Annotated in this window: 18 protein-coding genes; 9 read left to right on the forward strand and 9 right to left on the reverse strand. The window is 69.7% G+C overall.

All coding sequences use genetic code 11. The annotated features are described in order from the left end of the window. Positions 1–11 precede the first annotated feature (11 nt). The 4 genes from CKW34_RS06835 to CKW34_RS06855 all read right to left on the reverse strand — a co-directional run bounded on the left by CKW34_RS06835 (position 12) and on the right by CKW34_RS06855 (position 3,571). Positions 12–791, reverse strand: a complete 780-nt coding sequence (locus CKW34_RS06835) for an ABC transporter permease (protein WP_059382954.1) — start codon at positions 789–791, stop codon at positions 12–14. After that, a complete protein-coding gene (locus CKW34_RS06840) occupies positions 788–1,912 on the reverse strand; it encodes an ABC transporter ATP-binding protein (protein WP_059382953.1) in 1,125 nt (374 codons plus the stop codon). The genes CKW34_RS06835 and CKW34_RS06840 overlap by 4 nt, the downstream gene beginning before the upstream one ends. Before the next feature lie 115 nt (positions 1,913–2,027). Next, a complete protein-coding gene (locus CKW34_RS06850; RefSeq protein WP_059382952.1) occupies positions 2,028–2,834 on the reverse strand; it encodes an alpha/beta fold hydrolase in 807 nt (268 codons plus the stop codon). Positions 2,835–2,836: 2 nt separating this feature from the next. Then, the gene (locus CKW34_RS06855; RefSeq protein WP_059382951.1) at positions 2,837–3,571 is read right to left on the reverse strand and encodes a hypothetical protein; all 735 of its coding nucleotides are present in this window, start codon (positions 3,569–3,571) and stop codon (positions 2,837–2,839) included. Positions 3,572–3,628: 57 nt separating this feature from the next. Between CKW34_RS06855 and CKW34_RS06860 the strand changes: the two genes are divergently transcribed. Together CKW34_RS06860 and CKW34_RS06865 are read left to right on the forward strand one after the other, a co-directional pair. Beyond that, positions 3,629–4,489, forward strand: coding sequence for an AraC family transcriptional regulator (locus CKW34_RS06860; protein WP_059382950.1), 861 nt, complete (start codon positions 3,629–3,631; stop codon positions 4,487–4,489). Beyond that, positions 4,486–4,950 carry a VOC family protein gene (locus tag CKW34_RS06865; RefSeq protein WP_059382949.1) on the forward strand — a complete coding sequence of 155 codons (465 nt, stop codon included), beginning with the start codon at positions 4,486–4,488 and terminating at the stop codon, positions 4,948–4,950. The genes CKW34_RS06860 and CKW34_RS06865 overlap by 4 nt, the downstream gene beginning before the upstream one ends. Before the next feature lie 28 nt (positions 4,951–4,978). Here the strand turns inward: CKW34_RS06865 and CKW34_RS06870 are convergent, their stop codons facing one another. Together CKW34_RS06870 and CKW34_RS06875 are read right to left on the reverse strand one after the other, a co-directional pair. Next, on the reverse strand, positions 4,979–5,998 hold the full coding sequence (locus CKW34_RS06870; protein ID WP_059382948.1) for a glutathione S-transferase family protein: 1,020 nt from the start codon (positions 5,996–5,998) through the stop codon (positions 4,979–4,981). Between the two features lie 23 nt (positions 5,999–6,021). Further along, entirely contained in the window at positions 6,022–6,717 is a 696-nt protein-coding gene (locus tag CKW34_RS06875) for a hypothetical protein (RefSeq protein WP_059383054.1), read from the reverse strand. A gap of 121 nt (positions 6,718–6,838) precedes the next feature. Here CKW34_RS06875 and CKW34_RS06880 point away from each other — a divergent pair, with 121 nt between their 5' ends. From CKW34_RS06880 to CKW34_RS06895, 4 genes are all read left to right on the forward strand, one after another. Further along, entirely contained in the window at positions 6,839–8,314 is a 1,476-nt protein-coding gene (locus CKW34_RS06880; protein WP_059383053.1) for a DHA2 family efflux MFS transporter permease subunit, read from the forward strand. A 130-nt stretch (positions 8,315–8,444) separates the two neighbouring features. Further along, positions 8,445–9,488, forward strand: a complete 1,044-nt coding sequence (locus CKW34_RS06885; RefSeq protein WP_059382947.1) for a class I adenylate-forming enzyme family protein — start codon at positions 8,445–8,447, stop codon at positions 9,486–9,488. Between the two features lie 78 nt (positions 9,489–9,566). After that, complete coding sequence (locus tag CKW34_RS06890; RefSeq protein WP_059382946.1) at positions 9,567–10,328, forward strand: crotonase/enoyl-CoA hydratase family protein; 762 nt, start codon at positions 9,567–9,569, stop codon at positions 10,326–10,328. A 45-nt stretch (positions 10,329–10,373) separates the two neighbouring features. After that, positions 10,374–11,306 (forward strand): adenosine deaminase, encoded by a 933-nt coding sequence (locus CKW34_RS06895; protein ID WP_059382945.1) that lies wholly within the window; start codon positions 10,374–10,376, stop codon positions 11,304–11,306. A 27-nt stretch (positions 11,307–11,333) separates the two neighbouring features. Here CKW34_RS06895 and CKW34_RS06900 read toward each other — a convergent pair whose 3' ends face one another. Next, complete coding sequence (locus CKW34_RS06900; protein ID WP_059382944.1) at positions 11,334–12,641, reverse strand: D-arabinono-1,4-lactone oxidase; 1,308 nt, start codon at positions 12,639–12,641, stop codon at positions 11,334–11,336. A gap of 76 nt (positions 12,642–12,717) precedes the next feature. Between CKW34_RS06900 and CKW34_RS06905 the strand changes: the two genes are divergently transcribed. From CKW34_RS06905 to CKW34_RS06915, 3 genes are read left to right on the forward strand one after another with little or no spacing between them, the layout of a single operon-like run. Further along, positions 12,718–13,362, forward strand: a complete 645-nt coding sequence (locus CKW34_RS06905; RefSeq protein ID WP_059382943.1) for a TetR/AcrR family transcriptional regulator — start codon at positions 12,718–12,720, stop codon at positions 13,360–13,362. Positions 13,363–13,391: 29 nt separating this feature from the next. Next, positions 13,392–14,597: an alanine racemase gene (locus tag CKW34_RS06910; protein ID WP_059382942.1), complete on the forward strand. Its 1,206-nt coding sequence runs from the start codon at positions 13,392–13,394 to the stop codon at positions 14,595–14,597. A 27-nt stretch (positions 14,598–14,624) separates the two neighbouring features. Then, positions 14,625–15,257, forward strand: a complete 633-nt coding sequence (locus CKW34_RS06915) for an alpha/beta hydrolase (protein WP_059382941.1) — start codon at positions 14,625–14,627, stop codon at positions 15,255–15,257. 72 nt (positions 15,258–15,329) lie between these two features. Here CKW34_RS06915 and CKW34_RS06920 read toward each other — a convergent pair whose 3' ends face one another. Further along, positions 15,330–17,132 carry an AMP-dependent synthetase/ligase gene (locus CKW34_RS06920; RefSeq protein ID WP_059382940.1) on the reverse strand — a complete coding sequence of 601 codons (1,803 nt, stop codon included), beginning with the start codon at positions 17,130–17,132 and terminating at the stop codon, positions 15,330–15,332. A gap of 152 nt (positions 17,133–17,284) precedes the next feature. Continuing rightward, complete coding sequence (locus CKW34_RS06925; protein WP_059382939.1) at positions 17,285–17,968, reverse strand: phosphoribosyltransferase; 684 nt, start codon at positions 17,966–17,968, stop codon at positions 17,285–17,287. Between the last annotated feature and the right edge of the window lie 63 nt (positions 17,969–18,031).

Consider the following 18,031-nt stretch of genomic DNA (forward strand, 5'->3'; position numbering starts at 1 on the left):
CGCCGGAGGTGTCAGACGACGTCGGCAGTGCGGGCCCGCCACCAGCCGAGTCCGCCCAGCACCACGGTCCAGAGGACCAGGAGCAGCGGAGCCGCCGGCCACGTCATCTCCAGCGTCACGTCCTCGGGCATCGACACCGCCGAGAACAGCACGTACCAGGTGACCTGCGCCGGCAGGTACGACGCGATCGCACCGAGCCCGAGACCGTGCAGGACGACCGAGACCATCAGCTCCCCGAACGGCACCCACGCGCAGATCGCGAGCACGCTGCCCGTCGTCGACCGTGTGAGCAGACCCAACCCGGCTCCGATGAGCGACCACATCAGTGCGCAGAACAGGCCGATGCCCATCACCTTGACGACCGATCCGAGGTCGGCACCGTCGAAGCCCCCACCGAACAACACGAGCGTCGCGGCCGCCGCGACTTCTGTGACGAGGCAGTACAGCAGCCCGATCACGGCGACGGTCGCGAACTTCACGCCGACGACCCGGTCGCGTCCGCGTGCGGTGAGGAAGGTCGTCACGATCGTGCGGTGCGCGAACTCGCTGCCCGTTGCCACTGCGCCGAAGATCGCGGCGAACAGGAACACCAGCGACAAGGAGAGCGAGATGCCGACCGCGGCTGCGACGGCCTCGGCGAAACCGTCACCGAAGCCGAGTTCGAGTTGCCGCGCGACCGGCAGCGTCAGCGCCCCGCAGAACAGACCCACCAGCAGCGGTGCGATGCCGAGGATCCACCAGTAGCGCAGGCTCAGGACCTTGCGGAACTCGGCGGTGAGAAGCGCGGTCATGCGGTGGGACCTCCTTGCCCGGTCGGCGGTCGGTTCGGCTGCCCCCACTGCGACTGCGGGTACTGCTGTGCGTTCGGATACTGCTGGGCACTCGGGTACTGCTGTGGGATCGGGTATTGCTGGGACTGTGGGTACTGCTGGGCCTGCGGATACTGCCCGCCCGGCGGATGGTGCGGGCCGTGCCCCGGATACTGCGCGACCGGCGCGGCCGCGTAGCGCCCCGCCGTCATCGCGAGGTAGACCTGCTCGAGATCGACGTGCTCGACACTCGTCCCGAACAGCGTCACCTCCGCGGTCGCGGCGAACTCGGCGATGCGGTCGGCAGACACACCGACCACCGCGAGCCGTCCGTCCTGCTGCACCTGCGCGTCGGTGTGCCCGGCCGCGGCGAGAGCGGTCGCGAGGCGGGCCGGATCGGAGGCCGCGACGAACACCCGCGAGCGGTAGGCGTCGCGCAGGTCGGTCATCGAGGTCTCCGCAACGAGGTGACCGTTCGCGATGATGACGAGACGGTCGGCCATCTGCTCGATCTCCCGCAGGATGTGGCTCGAGATCAGCACGGTCCCGCCGTTGGCGGCGAACGCCCGGAGGAAGTCGCGCAGCCAGGCCATGCCCTCGGGGTCGAGTCCGTTGGCCGGTTCGTCGAGCACGAGATACCGCGGTTGCCCGAGCAGGGCCGTGGCCAGGGCGAGTCGCTGCCGCATGCCGAGGGAGAACTCGCCGATGCGACGCCTCGCGACCGCCCCCAGACCGACGAGATCGAGCATCTGCCTCGCCCGCTCGTCGGGCACGCCGATCGCGGCGCAGTAGACCTGCAGGTGCGTCAGCGCCCGGTGCTTCGGGTGGGCGCTGCGCGCGTCGAGCACCGCTCCGACGACCTGTGCGGGCTGCTGCAGGGAGGTGAACGGCACGCCGTCGACGAAGGCGTTCCCGGCGCTCGGCCGGACGAGGCCGAGCATCATGCCGAGCGTGGTGGTCTTGCCCGATCCGTTGGGGCCGAGGAAACCGGTGATCGAACCCGGCGGCACCGTGAACCACAGATTCGATACGGCCGTGTGGTCACCGAACGTCCTGCTCAGGCCCTGGACGGCGATCCCCGCGCCCGGCGTCCCCGAGGGCACCCGGGGATCGGGTGTGCCGTACGGCGGTTGCGCTGACGGTGCTGTCACGTATTCCGACCCCCGCGTCGTCGAGATGTGGGTGCGGCTTGTGCCGCGGTCGCCGTGAGCTTACGGGTCAGCCGAGGAAGGGCAGGACGGCGTCGAGGAATTCGCGGGGCGCGTCGAGCTGAGGACAGTGCCCGGCGTCGGGGATGATCACCACCCGTCTCCGGCCGCCGGACTGCACCCGTCGCGCCGCGTGAGCGGGCGTCAACCGGTCGCGAGCGCCCCACACGAGCAGGGCCGGCATGTCGAGGGCGTGCACCATCTCCGGGATCGGCAGCCGGCCGAGTTCGCCGATCGCGTGCCGGCCCACCGTCAGCAGCGTGTCGACCTGTTCGCGTGTCGCGTAGTTCGCCGCGAACGCCGTGCGCGCCGCCCGGTCGAAGGTGCCGCGCCGGTGCACCGCGGCCCGCGCGTACAGGGCGCCCATGGCCTGCTGCATCACCGGAGCAGGCAGTGGGCGCAGCAGCAGACGCGACAGTTCGACCGGCATGCGCGCACCCCGCGTCCACCACCGCGGGATCCCGGCGAGACCCGGCATGTCGGCGAGCACCACGCGATCGACCCGGGACGGGTGGACCGACGCGAACACCAGCGCGGTGACCGCACCGAGCGAGTTCCCGACCAGTGACACCGGTTCGGGAACGTCGTCGACGAGGTCGGCCAGGACGTCGACGTAGTGGTCGAGCACGGGTGTCTCCCAGTGCTGCGCGCTGCGTCCGAAACCGGGCAGGTCGACCGTGAGCACCCGGTGCCGTTCGGCGATCGCCGGCGCGACCTTGCACCACGTACCGCCGTGATCGGAGAAGCCGTGGAGCAGGACGACGGTGCGTGGTCCCGCACCGGACTCCCGTACGAACACCTTCCCGCCGGCCGGCACGGTCAGTCCTTCGTGACCGGAACACCGGCGTCGAGCGCCGGTGCCTCTCCGCTCGCCGGGAGGACGGGTCGGGCGGCGGGCCACGCGGTCGGAGGCGGACCGAAGGCGTCGCGTGCGTTCTGGATCGTGCGCTTGCCCAGCGTGCGGTTGCCCACGCCACCGATTGCGGCACCGATACCCGCGGGGACGAGCTTGCCGATCAACAGCGGACTGCGCTTGGCGAAGTACCGGCGGATGAACTTCTTGACCAGGGAGTTGTTCAGCGTCTTCAGCTGAGTCCCACCCGCGCCGCTGGTCAGGGCCTTGGGCCAGTTGCGCAGTGACGCTCCCGTTGCGGTCGCGACGATCTCCCGGCCGGCGTCGCCGAGCGAGACGGCGAGCACCAGCGCGCGGCGCTGTTCGTGGCTGTGGGGCTCGATCCCGTGCACCGACGCGATGGCCAGGGTGAGCAGCGCCGACGCCTCGAAGAAGAAGGCCGTCTCGGCGCCCACCGCGCCGATGGCCGCGAGGGTCCCGACGCCGGGGAAGGCCGCGGTCGCACCCGCCGCCGACCCGCTACCCGTGACGCTGAGGAGGAACTGCTTCTCCAGACGCTCGATGATCTGCGCCGGGGACTCGTCGGGGTGTGCGCGCCGCATGAGATCGACGTACTTGGCCACCGCAGGACCCTGCAGTCTCGCGCCGTTGTCCAGCATCTTGACGATGAAGGCCTCTGCGATGCCTGGTTTGCTGCTCATCGTGCCCCTGTTCTCCGGTGCTCTTGTCTTCCGGACCGCTCTCACTACCCTGGTGCCATGACCGGGTCCGCAGTCGGTGTGTCGGACGGCGCCAGGCGGCGTCCGGCGCCCCTGCTGACACCCTACGTACGGTCGTACGAGGGGTATCGGCTCGACGGTTTCCCGCCGGGGACCCACCTGGGTATGCCCTCTCCGGAGGTCACCGTAATCCTCACGATCTCCGAATCCGTCGAACTCTCGCGGGGCGACGGACGGTCCCCGGAACGTTTCGACGCGCTCGCCGGAGGACTGTCGACGCAGCCGGTGCAGATCGTCCACCACGGACGGCAGCACGGCATCCAACTCTCGCTCACCCCCGCAGGTGCCCGCGCACTGCTGGGCGTGCCCGCTGCCGCGCTCGGCCCGTGGGCCGTCGATCTCGAGGACGTCATCGGCGCCGACGGCCGGGAGCTGTTCGACCGGATCTCCGCGACCGCATCCTGGGACGAGCGGTTCGCCGTCCTCGACAGGATTCTCACCCGTCGCGTGGTCCGCGCGCGGTCGACGAGTCCGGACGGGCACCTCGTCCACGCATGGCACCTGCTCGTGGCGGATCCGGCGCGCCCGGTCCGCGCCGTCGCGGACGAACTCGGATGGAGCCGGCGACACCTCGCCAACCGGTGTGCCGCCGAGTTCGGACTGTCCCCGAAGGACGTGGCCCGGGTGGCGCGCTTCGACCGGTCACGACGGATACTGCGGGCCGACCCCGGCCGCCGCCTCGCCGACGTCGCCGCGGAGTGCGGCTTCTACGACCAGGCGCATCTGGCCCGCGACTGGCGCGATCTGGCAGGCGTCCCGCCGTCGCGGTGGCTCGAGGACGAGGTGTTCCCATTCGTCCAAGACGACGAAGGCGTTCCGGGCCGACACTCGGAGACATGACGAACACAACGAATTCCACGCAACAGTCGGCCACTCTCGCACCCACCGGCGACTCGGTGTGGCCGTGCTTCGCCTACACCGACGCCCGGGGCGCGATCCGCTTCCTCGTGGACACCCTCGGGTTCGCCGAAGCGGAGGTCTACGGGGAAGGGGACCGCGTCGACCACGCCGCCCTGCTCTGGCCGCACGGCGGAGGGGTCATGCTCGGCTCGACCGGTCGCGGGTCGCCGCTCGACCAGCACGCCGACAGGGGCACCGCCTATCTCGTGCTTCCCGACGACGCGACCGTCGACGCCCTGTACGAGAGGGTCCTCGCCTCGGTGCAGGCCGAGGACCCGGCGGTCCGCGCGACCGTGACCGTCGAACTCCGCGACGAGGACTACGGATCGCACGGCTTCACGTGCCGCGACCCCCACGGCGTCCATTGGACGATCGGCACCTACCGGCCCCGTCGGCCGTAGGAAGCTCCACACGGAGCAGGGGCACGGATCAGCGGGCGATCGCGCCGTGCCCCTCGGGGACCACCTCGCTCGGGCGCGGCGGGGGCGGCGGTGTGCCGTCCCCGAACGCCCGCCCGCCGAGCGCCTCACGGCCGTGCGGATCGAGCCAGTTCGACAGGTCCGGTCCCTTCGGGACGATGCCCGTCGGATTGATGTCGGTGTGCACGAGGTAGTAGTGCTGCTTGATCTGTACGAAGTCGACGGTGTCCCCGAAGCCGGGCGTCTGGAACAGATCCCGCGCGTAGGCCCACAACGCAGGGAAGTCCACCAGCCGGTTCCTGTTGCACTTGAAGTGCCCGTGGTAGACGGGATCGAACCGGACGAGCGTGGTGAACAGGCGCACGTCGGCCTCGGTGATGGTCTCGCCCACGAGATAGCGCTGCACCCCGAGGCGTTCCTCGAGCCAGTCGAGGCGGGCGAAGAGCCGGTCGAAGGCCTTCTCGTAGGACTCCTGCGAACCCGCGAAACCACACCCGTACACGCCGTTGTTGACGTCCTGATAGACGAGCTCGGCCACCTCGTCGATCTCGTCCCGCAGCTCCTCCGGATACAGATCCGGGGCACCCTCGCGGTGGAACTGCGTCCACTCGGTGGAGAAGTCGAGGGTGATCTGCGGGTAGTCGTTCGTCACGACCTGCCCGGTGGGCACGTCGACGATGGCCGGGACGGTGATGCCCCGGTCGTATCCCGGGAAGCGCGCGAAGTATGCGTCCTGCAGGCGCGGGATGCCGAGGACGGGGTCGACCCCACCCGGGTCGAGGTCGAACGTCCAGCTGCGCTCGTCGTGCGTGGGGCCGCACAGTCCCAGCGACAGGGCGTCCTCGAGACCGAGCAGTCGCCGCACGATGAGGGTGCGGTTGGCCCACGGGCACGCCCGGGCCGCGATGAGCCGGTACCGCCCCGACTCGACGGGATAGCCGTCGCGCCCGTCCGCGGTGATGCGAGTGGGGATGTAGTTGGTGTCGCGGGTGAACTCCGCACCCGGCTCGACGTACTTGTTCTCGGTCACCTACGCATCCTTCCGCACACTCTTCACTTCTCGGGTGGAACCCGAACCGTCACGAGGGTTCCCCAGATGTCGTATCCCGACACCGCCGCGACCGTGCGGGCACCGCGGTTGTCGCGGCGCATGCGGGCGAGCGGGACGAGTCCGGCGTCGAGCGCGTCGTGGGTCGCCAGCGTCGCGACGGTCGACGCGAGTCCGAGCCGGCGTGCTGCCGGTGTCGTCAGCACCCGCACGTCGGCCATCAACGACCCGAGTTCGCTGTACGCCGCGCCGGCGAGGGGCCGGTGGTCGTCGTCGAGCAGTACGAACACGCGCGACGGTCCCGTCGGCGACAGCTCGGCCTCGGTGACGTCGTCGGGCGGGCAGCACCGCAACAGTTCGGCGAGGTCCTCGGGGTCGTCGGAGATGAGCGGGTTCTCCACGCGTGTCGCGTCGATCCAATCCGTGCACAGGGCGAGGATCTCCGTGCGCCCCGCGTGGCCCGCGACGACGAGTTCGGCGTTCGGGGCGTCGATCTCGGCCGGGTCGGGTTCGGCCGCGAGGCGGGAGACCGCGGTGTCGGGGCCGACGATCGCGGTGGTGCGTCCCACGGCGAGCAGCCGGACGTCCCGGACCGAGTCGTCGATCCGCGTGACGCAGCCGGGTTCGACGAAGGCGCCGTCGGGTAGGCCCAGTGCACGACACCACGCGAGGGCGGCGATGCTCGAGATGTGCGGGTCCACCCAGCTACCGTAGACCGCCGACGAGGGGAGAGGCCCGGTGAGCGACGACAGCGAGGTGGGCACACACGACCGCGCATCCGAGGTGGACACGCGCGACCGCGCGTTCGAGGTGGCCGTGGAGATGTCCGACGGTGCCCGCTGGGCGGCGTTGGGCGCACTGTGCCTGGGCTTCTTCATGATCCTGGTGGACAGCACGATCGTTGCCGTCGCCAACCCGGCGATCATGCGGACCTTCGGGGCCGACATCGCCGCCGTCGTGTGGGTCACGAGCGCCTATCTGCTCGCCTACGCGGTCCCGCTGCTCGTGACGGGCCGCCTCGGCGATCGCTTCGGTCAGCGCCGGGTCTATCTCTGTGGGCTCGTGCTGTTCACGATCGCGTCGCTGTGGTGCGGTTTCTCGTCGACGATCGAGATGCTCATCGTCGCCCGCGTGTTCCAGGGATTCGGTGCGGCGCTCATGTCGCCGCAGACCATGGCCGTGGTGACGCGGATCTTCCCGCGTGAACGGCGCGGGACCGCGATGGGCCTGTGGGGCGCTGTGGCCGGGGTCGCGACACTCGTCGGGCCGCTGGCCGGCGGTGTCCTGGTCGACGGCCTGGGCTGGGAGTGGATCTTCTTCGTGAACGTGCCCGTCGGGATCGTCGGGTTCGCGCTCGCCGTGCGGTACGTGCCCGTGCTACCCACGAGCCCGCACCGGTTCGACGTGCTCGGCATGCTGCTCAGCGGTGCCGGACTGTTCTGTCTCGTGTTCGGGATCCAGGAGGGCAATTCCTTCGAGTGGACCTCCCGCGTGTGGGCGCTGATCGGGCTGGGCATCGTCCTGCTCGTCGTGTTCGTCGTCCAGCAGTCGCGCAACCGCGGTGAACCGCTCGTACCGCTGTCTTTGTTCCGGGACCGCAACTTCGGGCTGGCGAACATCGGCATCGCGACGATGGGTTTCGCCATCACCGGCGTCATGCTGCCGATCATGTTCTACGCCCAGTCGGTTCGCGGTCTGAGTCCGACGGGCGCCGCGATGCTCATGGTGCCGATGGCGGTCTTCAGCGGTGTGCTCGCTCCGCTCGTGGGCAGGCTCGTCGACCGGGTCCATCCGCGGCTGATCGCCGGCACCGGCTTCTCGCTGCTCACCATCGGGCTGGGTTGGCTCGCGCTGGTGATGACCCCGGACGCGGAGATCTGGCAGTTGCTGCTGCCGATCGCCGTGATCGGGGTGGCGAACGCGGGCATCTGGTCGCCGCTCTCGGCCACCGCGACGAATGGTCTCGCACCGAGCCGGGCGGGTGCGGGCTCCGGTGTGTACAACACGACGCGTCAGGTCGGTGCGGTGATGGGAAGTGCCGCTCTCGGCGCCATGATGGCGGCGCGGTTGACGGCCAACGGCGTCGGCGGGGGAGGAGGATCGGCGGAGATGGAGACGACCGGTTCCGTCCTGCCGGAGCCCCTGCATGAACCGTTCGCCGCGGCGATGGCCGAATCGTTGTGGCTGCCCGCCGGCATCCTGCTCGTCGGGCTCGTGGCCGTGCTCGCCTTCGACCGGCCCGCGAGTCAGAAGGAACAGCGTGCCGCCGAGGAGCGTTCGGCGGCAGCGAGCGCCTGACGGACCTCGCATCGACCCCCGCGGCGCCGCTCGAGGTGTCCGTGACCCGCCGTTTCCTCACATGGTTGTGATCCACGCCATATAGTGCAGGCACGCACGCCGGGTGGGAGGTGGCATGTCGGTGGCCGTAGTGGAAATTTCTGCAGGGAGTCGTTGGCTCCGGGACGATCGGGTCACTCGCCGCGACAGCGGCATCCTCCAGTACGACTGCCTGGAGCCGTGCCTCGCCGAGCTGCTCGACCGGAGTGCGCTGCGCTTCGCGAACCGCGTCGCGGTGGTCGACCGGTGCGGCCGCACACTTACCTACCGCGAACTGTGGGCCGCCGCTGCCCGCGTCGCCGGTGGCCTCCTCGATCAGGGTGTCGGTCCCGCCGACCGGGTGGTGGTCCACCAGCCGAACGGGGTCCGCTGGCTCATCGGTTTCCTGGGCGTGGTCCTCGCCGGGGGTGTCCCGGTGCTTCCCGACCCGAGTTGCAGCCCCGAGGAGGCCGCGGAGATCGAGGTCCACAGCGGGGCGGTGCTCACCCTCGACTCCGATCTGCCCGACGGCGTCGCCTTCCTCGACGGAGGCGCGTCACCGGACGAACTCGCGGTGCTCTACTACGTGCGCGTCGCCGGTGGTGGACTGCGCGGCGTCGAACTGACCAACACCAACGTGCTGTCGACGATCGAGGCGGTCGCCCACGCGATGGATCTCGTCGGTGACGGCGTACGGACGGTGCTGACGGCGCCGTTGTCCACGGCAGCCGGATGCAGCGTCCAGTTGCTGCCCACCCTCGCCTTCGGGGGAACCGTCGTGGTCTCGGGATCCCGTGTGATCCGCGCACCGTGGCGCCATCTCCGCGCCGCCTTCCCCGCCTCGCGCTTCGTACGGGGATGGGGTGTCGCCGAGACCGGCGGGATCGGTCTGCTGCTCCCTTCGGAACACCGCGCCCGTCATCCCCGCAGTGTCGGTGTGCCGTTCGGAGGGATCGAGGTCGCGCTGCTCGGACCCGACGCCGAACACGGCACCGGCGAACTGCTCTGCCGCGGACCGAGCGTGGCCCGCCGCTACTGGTGCGATCCGTGCGCCACGGACGAGGCGTTCACGGACGACGGCTGGTTCCGCACGGGCGATCAGGTGCGCATCGACGACGAGGGCTTCGTCGAGCAGATCGCCGTCCGGGTGTCGTGAACCCTGGAACAGGTTCTCGTCGGGTATACAGCCTGTAGCCGGGTGAACCGGCATTTTCCGTAGTGGAGAGGTGTGTCCATGTCCGACGTAGTCCTGCTCGAACGACGCGATCGCGTTCTCGTCATCACCATCAACCGGCCCGAGGCGCGCAACGCCGTCAACGCCGCCGTGAGCCACGCGCTCGCCGAGGCGGTCGACCAACTCGACAGCGACGACTCCCTGTCTGTCGGCGTGCTCACCGGCGCCGGCGGCACCTTCTGCGCGGGCATGGACCTCAAGGCATTCGTCGCCGGCGAGAACGTGGTCGTACCCGGCAAGGGTCTCGGCTTCACGGAGGCGCCGCCGCGCAAACCGCTCATCTCCGCCGTCGAAGGATTCGCCCTCGCCGGCGGAACCGAACTCATCCTGGCCACCGACCTCGTCGTGGCCGCGAAGGACGCGAAGTTCGGCATCCCGGAGGTCAAGCGCGGCCTCGTCGCCGGTGGCGGCGGCCTACTGCGCCTGCCGTCGCGCATCCCCTACCAGAAGGCCCTCGAACTCGCCCTCACCGGGGACGCGTTCACCGCCGAGGAAGGCTACGGATACGGTTTCGTCAATCGCCTCACCGAACCCGGTGGGGCACTCGAGGGCGCATTCGAACTGGCCGAGCGCATCACGGCGAACGGACCGCTCGCCGTGGCGGCGACCAAGGAGATCATCGTCCGCTCGGCCGACTGGTCGAGCGAGGAGGCGTTCGCGAAGCAGATGGAGATCATGGCGCCCGTGTTCACCTCGGAGGACGCACGTGAAGGCGCCACTGCCTTCGCCGAGAAGCGGCCTCCCGTGTGGAAGGGACGCTGATCGCCGGACACTCGAGTTGAGGGAACGAGAGATGGTGAGGATTGCGTGACCGACGGATTCGCAGAACTGCACGTGCACATCGAGGGCACGCTCGAACCCGAGTTGATCCTCGCCCTCGCCGAGCGGAACCGCGTCGAGCTGCCCTATCGCGATCTCGACGATCTGCGCAGTCGCTACGAGTTCACCGATCTACAGTCGTTCCTCGACCTGTACTACGCGAACATGGAGGTCCTGCGCACCGCGCAGGACTTCGCCGACCTCGCCCGCGCCTATTTCGCTCGCGCGGCGCGGGCGGGCGTCACCCGCGCGGAATTCTTCTTCGATCCGCAGGCCCACACCTCGCGCGGTGTTCCGCTGCACGAGGTCGTGGCCGGACTCTCCGACGCCGTCGCCGGGGCACACCGGGAGTTCGGGGTCGACGCGGCGATGATCGCGTCGATCGTGCGCGATCGCCCTGTGCCCGAAGCACACGAGGTGTTCGGCGAACTGCTGCGCCTCGGCGCGCCGATCATCGCGCTCGGCCTGGACTCCGCGGAGGTGGGCCACCCGCCGTCGCTGTTCGAGGACGTCTTCGCGCGGGCACGGGCCGAGGGTCTCCACATCACGGCGCACGCGGGGGAGGAGGGACCGCCGGAGTACGTGTGGCAGGCGCTCGACCTCCTCGGTGCCGAGCGCATCGACCACGGCATCCGCTCGCTCGAGGATCCCGAGCTCGTCGCGCGCCTGGTCGACGAGAGTATTCCGCTCACCGTCTGCCCGTTCTCGAATGTCCGTCTCCGCGTGGTGGATACGCTCGCCGACCATCCGTTGCGTCGCATGCTCGAGGCGGGCCTGTCGGTGAGCGTGCACTCGGACGATCCCGCCTATTTCGGCGGCTACGTCGACGACAATCTCGCGGGGCTGAAGGACCGGCTCGGCCTCACCGAGGCCGAACGGGATGTGCTCCGGCGCAATTCGTGGGACGCCGCCTTCCTCTGAGCCCGCCCGGGAGGGTCCGCCCGTGCGTCACTCGCCCAGGACGCGGCGCAGATACGGGTTCGTGAAGGCTCGCTGCGGATCCACGCGGTCGCGCACGGCGAGGAAGTCGTCGAAGCGGGGATAGAGCTCGCGCAGATCGTCGACGGTCAGGGAATGGAGCTTGCCCCAGTGCGGACGTCCCTGTGCGGCACGCAGGATCGGCTCGACTCCGTCGAAGTAGGCCGTGTGGTCGCGCCGATGGTACTGGTGCACGGCCACATAGGCGGTGTCGCGGCCGTGGGCCGTGGACAGCCACACGTCGTCACCCTGCGCGAACCGAACCTCCACCGGGAAACCGATACGAACATCCTTGCGCTGCAGCCACGCATCGATCTCGCGCAGGACCTCGGGCAGATGCTCGGCGGGGAGCGCGTACTCCATCTCCCGGAACCGCACCCGGCGGATGGAGGCGAACACCCGGTAACTGCGGTCGACGAAGGTGCGCGGGGACAGCGCCCGTGACGCGACCCGGTTCAGCGCCGGAATGGTGGCGGGAACCCGCGTGCCGACCTGCTGGAAGAGCGCGAAGGCGCCGTTGGAGAGCAGTTCGTCGTCGAGGAGGGTGCGTATCCGCCCGACCGGCTGCACCGGTGCCTCACCGGGAAGGCGGGTGTTGCGTTTGACGAGCACCCCGTCGGTGTGCGGGAACCAGTAGAACTCGAAATGGTCGACGCCGCTGCGCAGTTCGTCGAGGGCCTCGAGTGTCGTCCGGAGCGACGACGGCGATTCCTCCGCGCGCAGGCGGAATGCGGGGACGCAGTCGAGCGTCACGGTCGCGAGCACGCCGAGGGCGCCGAGTCCGAGCCGCGCGGCCTCGAACAGGTCGGGTTCGTGTTCGGGGGAGCAGTCCACGATCCTGCCGTCGGCGAGCACGATCGTCGCACCGCACACGGCTGCCGCCAGTCCGCGGAAGGTCGCGCCGGTGCCGTGGGTGCCGGTCGAGATCGCGCCGGCGACGGACTGGACGTCGATGTCGCCGAGATTCGGTACGGCGAGGCCCCGCGCCCACAGCAGGTCGCTCAGGTCGTGCAGTCGTGTCCCGGCCCGCACGGTGACACGTGCGCCGGTGGCCGACGGTTCCACCGCGACGAGACCGGACATCCGGTCGAGCGAGATCAGCGTGCCGTCGGTGACGGCCGCGCCGGTGAACGAGTGCCCGGCGCCCACGGCCTTGACGTGTTCGCCCAGCTCGGAGGCGCGGACGACGACGCGCGCGAGGTCGTCGGTGCTGCCGGGGGTCTCGAATCGGCGAGGTGCCGCACTCTCGGTGCGAGCCCAGTTGTGCCAGGTGGCCATGCCTCATCTTCGACCTGGACGAGCGTCCAAGTCAACACCTCCTCGCGAACCTTTCCCGACCTCTACCATCAGGGTCATGCCGAATCGGTTGCCTGCTGACGAGCGCCGCGCCCAACTCGTGGGTGCAGCACTGGAACTGGCGGAAGGCGGGGGAGTCGGAGCCGTCACGGTCCGCGCCGTCGCCGAGAAGGCCGGAGTGTCACTGGGCGTCGTCCACTACTGTTTCGACAGCAAGGAAGCCCTCGTCGTCGCGATGGCGAACGCCGTCGTCGGCGAACTCGCCGGGGCCATGCACGCGGCCTTCGACGTGCCCGAGGACACGCAGCAGACGGGCGGCGTCGACTGTCTCCGCTCGATGCTCCACACCGGCCTCCGCTCCATGTGGTCGGCGATCGAGTCCACACCGGGGCTGCAGACCCTCACCTACGAGATCACCGCCTACTCGCTCCGGCAGCGCACCGACGGTAGTCCCGCCAGCGGCGACATCGCCGTGGAGCAGTACCGCCTCATGGACGAGCAGGCCCGGCTGTTCCTCGACACGTGCGCCGAGCGATGCGACGTCGAATGGTCGCTGCCCACTTCGACGCTCGCACGACTGTCGCTGTCCGTGCTCGACGGAGTCGTGCTCCGGTGGCTCGTCGATCGGGACGGCGACGCGGCCACGACCGAACTGGGAGTCGTCGCCGACATCATCGCGACCCGTGCCGTAGAACGTTCCTGACCCCACCCGACCTTCCGAAGGGATCGCCCGTGCTCCGTGCGGCTTCCGCTCACGACGACGCCCTCGACCGGGTGCAGGCGGCGACGGCCGACCTCGACCCGCCGTTCGCCGCCGTCGATCTGCCCACCCTGCGACGCAACGCCGACGACCTGATCCGCCGCGCGAACGGTGTGCCCGTGCGGGTCGCGAGCAAGTCGGTGCGCTGCCGCGCCGTCCTGTCCGAGGTCCTGGGTCCGGAGCTGACCGCCCGCGGTGGCTTTCGCGGCATCATGACGTATTCGCTGCGCGAGGCACTGTGGCTCGTCGAGCGCGGCGCCCGCGACATCCTGATGGGATATCCGACGGTCGACCGGACGGCGCTCGGGCATCTCGCGGCGTCGTCCGAAGCGGCACAGGCGATCACGCTCATGATCGATTCGGCGGAGCACCTTCGCATCATCCGTGGGGCAGCTCGTGAGGCACCGGGGAAGAACGACTTCCGCCCGAGGGTCTGCCTGGACATCGATGCGTCGCTGCGAGTGGGTCCGGTCCACCTCGGGGTGCGGCGTTCGCCGATACGCACTCCCGAGGCCGCGGCCGAGCTGGCCCGGCGCGCCGAGGCCGCCGGGTTCGACGTCGTCGGCGTGATGTTCTACGAAGCGCAGATCGCGGGTCTGCCCGACTCGTCGCTGCCGGTCCGGCTCGTCAAGGGCCTGTCGGCGCGGGAACTCGCCTCGCGCCGTCGTGCCGTGGTGGACGCGGTCCGAGCGGTCGTCGGCGAACTCGAACTGGTGAACGGCGGGGGCACCGGGTCGCTCGAGGTGACCACCGCCGACCGGGTCGTCACCGAGGCCACGGCGGGATCGGGACTGTACGTCCCCACCCTGTTCGACGGCTACCGCGCGTTCACACCGGAACCGTCGATGTTCTTCGCGCTGCCCGCCGTGCGGAAACCGGCACCGTCGATCACGACGTTGTTCGGCGGCGGATACATCGCGTCCGGCCCACCCGGGGCCTCACGGGTCCCGCGTCCGGTCCGTCCCGAGGGCCTGAAGCTGCTGGGGACGGAAGGCGCGGGGGAGGTGCAGACCCCGGTGCGTGGTCGCGCGGCCGCGTCGATCCCGATCGGGGGACGGGTGTGGTTCCGGCACGCGAAGGCCGGCGAACTGTGCGAGAGATTCGACCGGGTGTACCTCGTCGACGAGCACGGACGCACCGAGGTGCCCACCTACCGCGGCGAGGGCGGCTGCTGGTGACCTCTCGCCTCCGGCGAGAATGAGTCCATGCCGTTGACGTTCTTCCCCGGATCGGTCGGCCGGGTCCACTGGCGGTCCTGGCCGGTCGACGACGCGCGTGCCGGTGTCGTGTTCGCCCACGGCTTCGGGCAGCACACCGGGCATTACCACCGCTTCGCGTCCGGTCTCGCGGCCCACGGCATCGCACTGTGGGGACTCGACCTCGCCGGACACGGGCTGTCGGAGGGAGAGCCCGGCTCGCCGGGCGATGTCGGCCTCCACGCCGAGGACTTCGGCGTGCTCGCCGGGATCGCCGCCGGGTCGGGTCTGCCCCTGGTGGCGATGGGGCATTCGCTCGGTGCGGCGACCGTCCTGACGGCGCTGGCGCCCGACGCGTCCATCGACACCCGTTTCGCGGCCGTCGTCCTGTGCGGCACACCGCGCACCGCGGCGCTGCCGGCGACGGCCGAAGCCCTTCGTGCGAGCGACCTGCCGGTCCTGCTGGTCCACGGCGTCGACGACCGGCTCGCCCCGATGGATCCGGTGCGCGACTGGGCGGCGGCGGTGCCGCGGGCGCAGTTGCTCGACTATCCCGATGCCGGGCACGACCTGCTCCACGAGCCCGTCCATCGCAGGGTGACCTCGGACGTCGCCGAGTTCGTGGGCGGTCTGTCCGTCTGACACCGCAGTCCCCGGAAGACCACCGGGCCCCTCGCGCTGGCGGTTGCGAGGGGCCCGGTGGTGTTCGGAGCGTCAGTTGTAGATCGCTGCGATCTCGGCGCCGTGCTTGTCGTGGATGATGTTCCGCTTGAGCTTGAGCGTCGGGGTCAGCTCACCGCTCTCGATGCTGAAGTCGGTCTCGAGGATGCGGTACTTGCGGATCGACTCGGCCTTCGAGACCTTCTTGTTGGTCTCGGCGACGGCCTCGTCGATCTCGGCGATCAGGTCGGGGTTCTTGATCAGTTCCGCGACCGTCGTGCCCGCCGGCAGGTTGTGGCGCTCGAGCCAGCCCGGCAGTGCCTCCGGGTCGAGGGTGATCAGCGCGCCGACGAACGGCTTGGAATCGCCGACCACGATGACCTGGCTGATCAGCGGGTGGGCGCGCAGCGAGTCCTCGAGGACCGCCGGTGCGACGTTCTTGCCGCCCGCGGTGACGATCAGTTCCTTCTTGCGGCCGGTGATCGAGATGAAGCCGTCCTCGTCGATCGCACCGATGTCGCCGGTGTGGAACCAGCCGTCGCGGATGGCTTCCTCGGTGGCCTTGTCGTTCTGCCAGTAGCCGTCGAACACCTGAGGGCCCTTGAGGAGCAGCTCACCGTCCTCGGCGATCTTCGCCGCGCAGCCGTTGAACGGCTTGCCGACGGTGCCGATCTTCTGAGCGGCCGGGGTGTTCATGATGATGCCGCCGGTGGTCTCCGTCAGGCCGTAGCCCTCGTAGATGGTGACGCCGACACCGCGGAAGAAGTGGCCGAGCCGTGAGCCGAGTGCGGCACCGCCCGAGACGGCCCGGGTGACGTTGCCGCCGAGTGCGGCCTTGAGCTTGCCGTAGACCAGCTTGTCGAAGACGAAGTGCTGGATCTTCAGGGCGAGGCCGGGGCCGCCGTTCTCGAGTGCCTTGCTGTACTCGATCGCGACGTCGGAGGCCTTCTCGAAGATCTTGCCCTTGCCGCCGTCGTAGGCCTTCTGCTTCGCCGAGTTGTAGACCTTCTCGAACACGCGGGGCACCGAGAGGATGAAGTTCGGCTTGAAGACCGCGAACTGGTCGAGCAGCGTCGACAGGTCGGAGGTGTGGCCCACCGTGACCTTGCTGTCGAAGGCTGCGAAGGAGATCAGGCGAGCGAAGACGTGCGCCATCGGGATGAACAGCAGGGTGCGCTGACCCTCGTGCATCGAGTCGGGCAGGGCGAGACCGCACGCCGCGGACTCCGAGGCGAAATGGCGGTGCTTGAGCTGCACGCCCTTCGGCCGGCCCGTGGTACCGGAGGTGTAGATGAGGGTCGCAGCGGATTCGGCCGTGACCGAGTTGCGCCGTTCCTCGACCTGCTCGTCGGTGACCGCCGCGCCGCGTGCGATGAGCTCGTCGACCGCGCTCTTGCCGCCCGGCGCGGGCTCGATCTGCAGGACCTCGCGCACCGTCGGGGCGTTCTCGGCGACCTCGCGGACGGTGTCGACGTGACCGGAGTTCTCGACGATGAGCAGCTTGGTCCCGGAATCCTCGAGGATCCACTGGGCCTGGTCGGCCGACGATGTCTCGTAGATCGCGACGGTGGCACCGCCTGCGGTCCAGATCGCGTAGTCGAGGAGCACCCACTCGTAGCGGGTCGCCGACAGCACCGCGACGCGGTCGCCGAGCTCGATGCCCGATGCCATCAGGCCCTTCGCCACGGCGCGTACCTCGGATGCGAACTGGCGCGCGGTGACGGGAACCCACTTGCCGTCGACCAGTCGCTCGAACGGCACGAACTCCGGCGACTCCTTCTCGTGGCGGAAGACGCTGTCGGCCATCGACGTGTTCTCGGGGATCGAGAACGACTGTGGCACGGCAATCTCACTCACTGTGACCCCTCCATCGTTAGATACTGTCGGTGTGCATTGCATCACATGTCGTTGGGAAATGCATTACCCCTCGGACCGGTTTGCCCTTTTTTTACAGTCCGATAAGCAGTGATCTACGTAACAATGCTACCCGCCGGTAACGAGGATTACCACTATCGGATAGTCTCGTCGGTTTTTCCGGTACCGGAAGTACCAGGATCACGGAGGAGTCGGACGGCCTCGTCGTCGCCGAGCTGGTGGAAATCGGCGTAAGCAGCGCCGACGCTGTCGGTGTCCACCGGCGTCCAAGGGCAGATCACCTCGTCGGCCACTCCGCCCACGCGGCGCAATGCCTCCGGTGAGGCCACCGGTACGGCGAGGACCACCCGGGTGGCACCCGACGCGCGCGCGGCGAGACAGGCGACCGCTGCTGTCGCGCCCGTGGCCACCCCGTCGTCGACGATGACCGCCGTGCGGCCCTCCAGTGGTACGCGGGCGCGACCGGCACGCAGGAATGCGGCGCGGCGCTCGAGTTCGGCGAGCTCGCGCCTCTCGATGTTGTCCACGGATTCGGGAGCTATCCGCCCGCGCCGGATCACGTCCTCGTTGAGGACGCGGAAGACGCCTTCGCCTGCCGGACCCTCGGCGATCGCGCCCATCGCGAGTTCCGGATGCCAGGGCACGCCCAGTTTGCGGACGACGAGGACGTCCAGCGGTGCGTCGAGGGCGGCGGCGAGTTCGCGGGCGACGGGGATGCCGCCACGGGGAAGCGCGAGAACCACCGGGTCGGCGTCGCGCAGGTGCCCGGCCGACCGGGCGAGTCGCCGGCCCGCCTCCTCGCGCGTGGCGTACCGCACACGTCCAGTATGGGACGGTCCGTCCGGGCGGGCGAGCATTCGCCGCCCGGACGGACCGAGGGT

It is taken from the genome of Rhodococcus rhodochrous (genome assembly GCF_900187265.1).
Lineage (GTDB): Bacteria > Actinomycetota > Actinomycetes > Mycobacteriales > Mycobacteriaceae > Rhodococcus > Rhodococcus rhodochrous.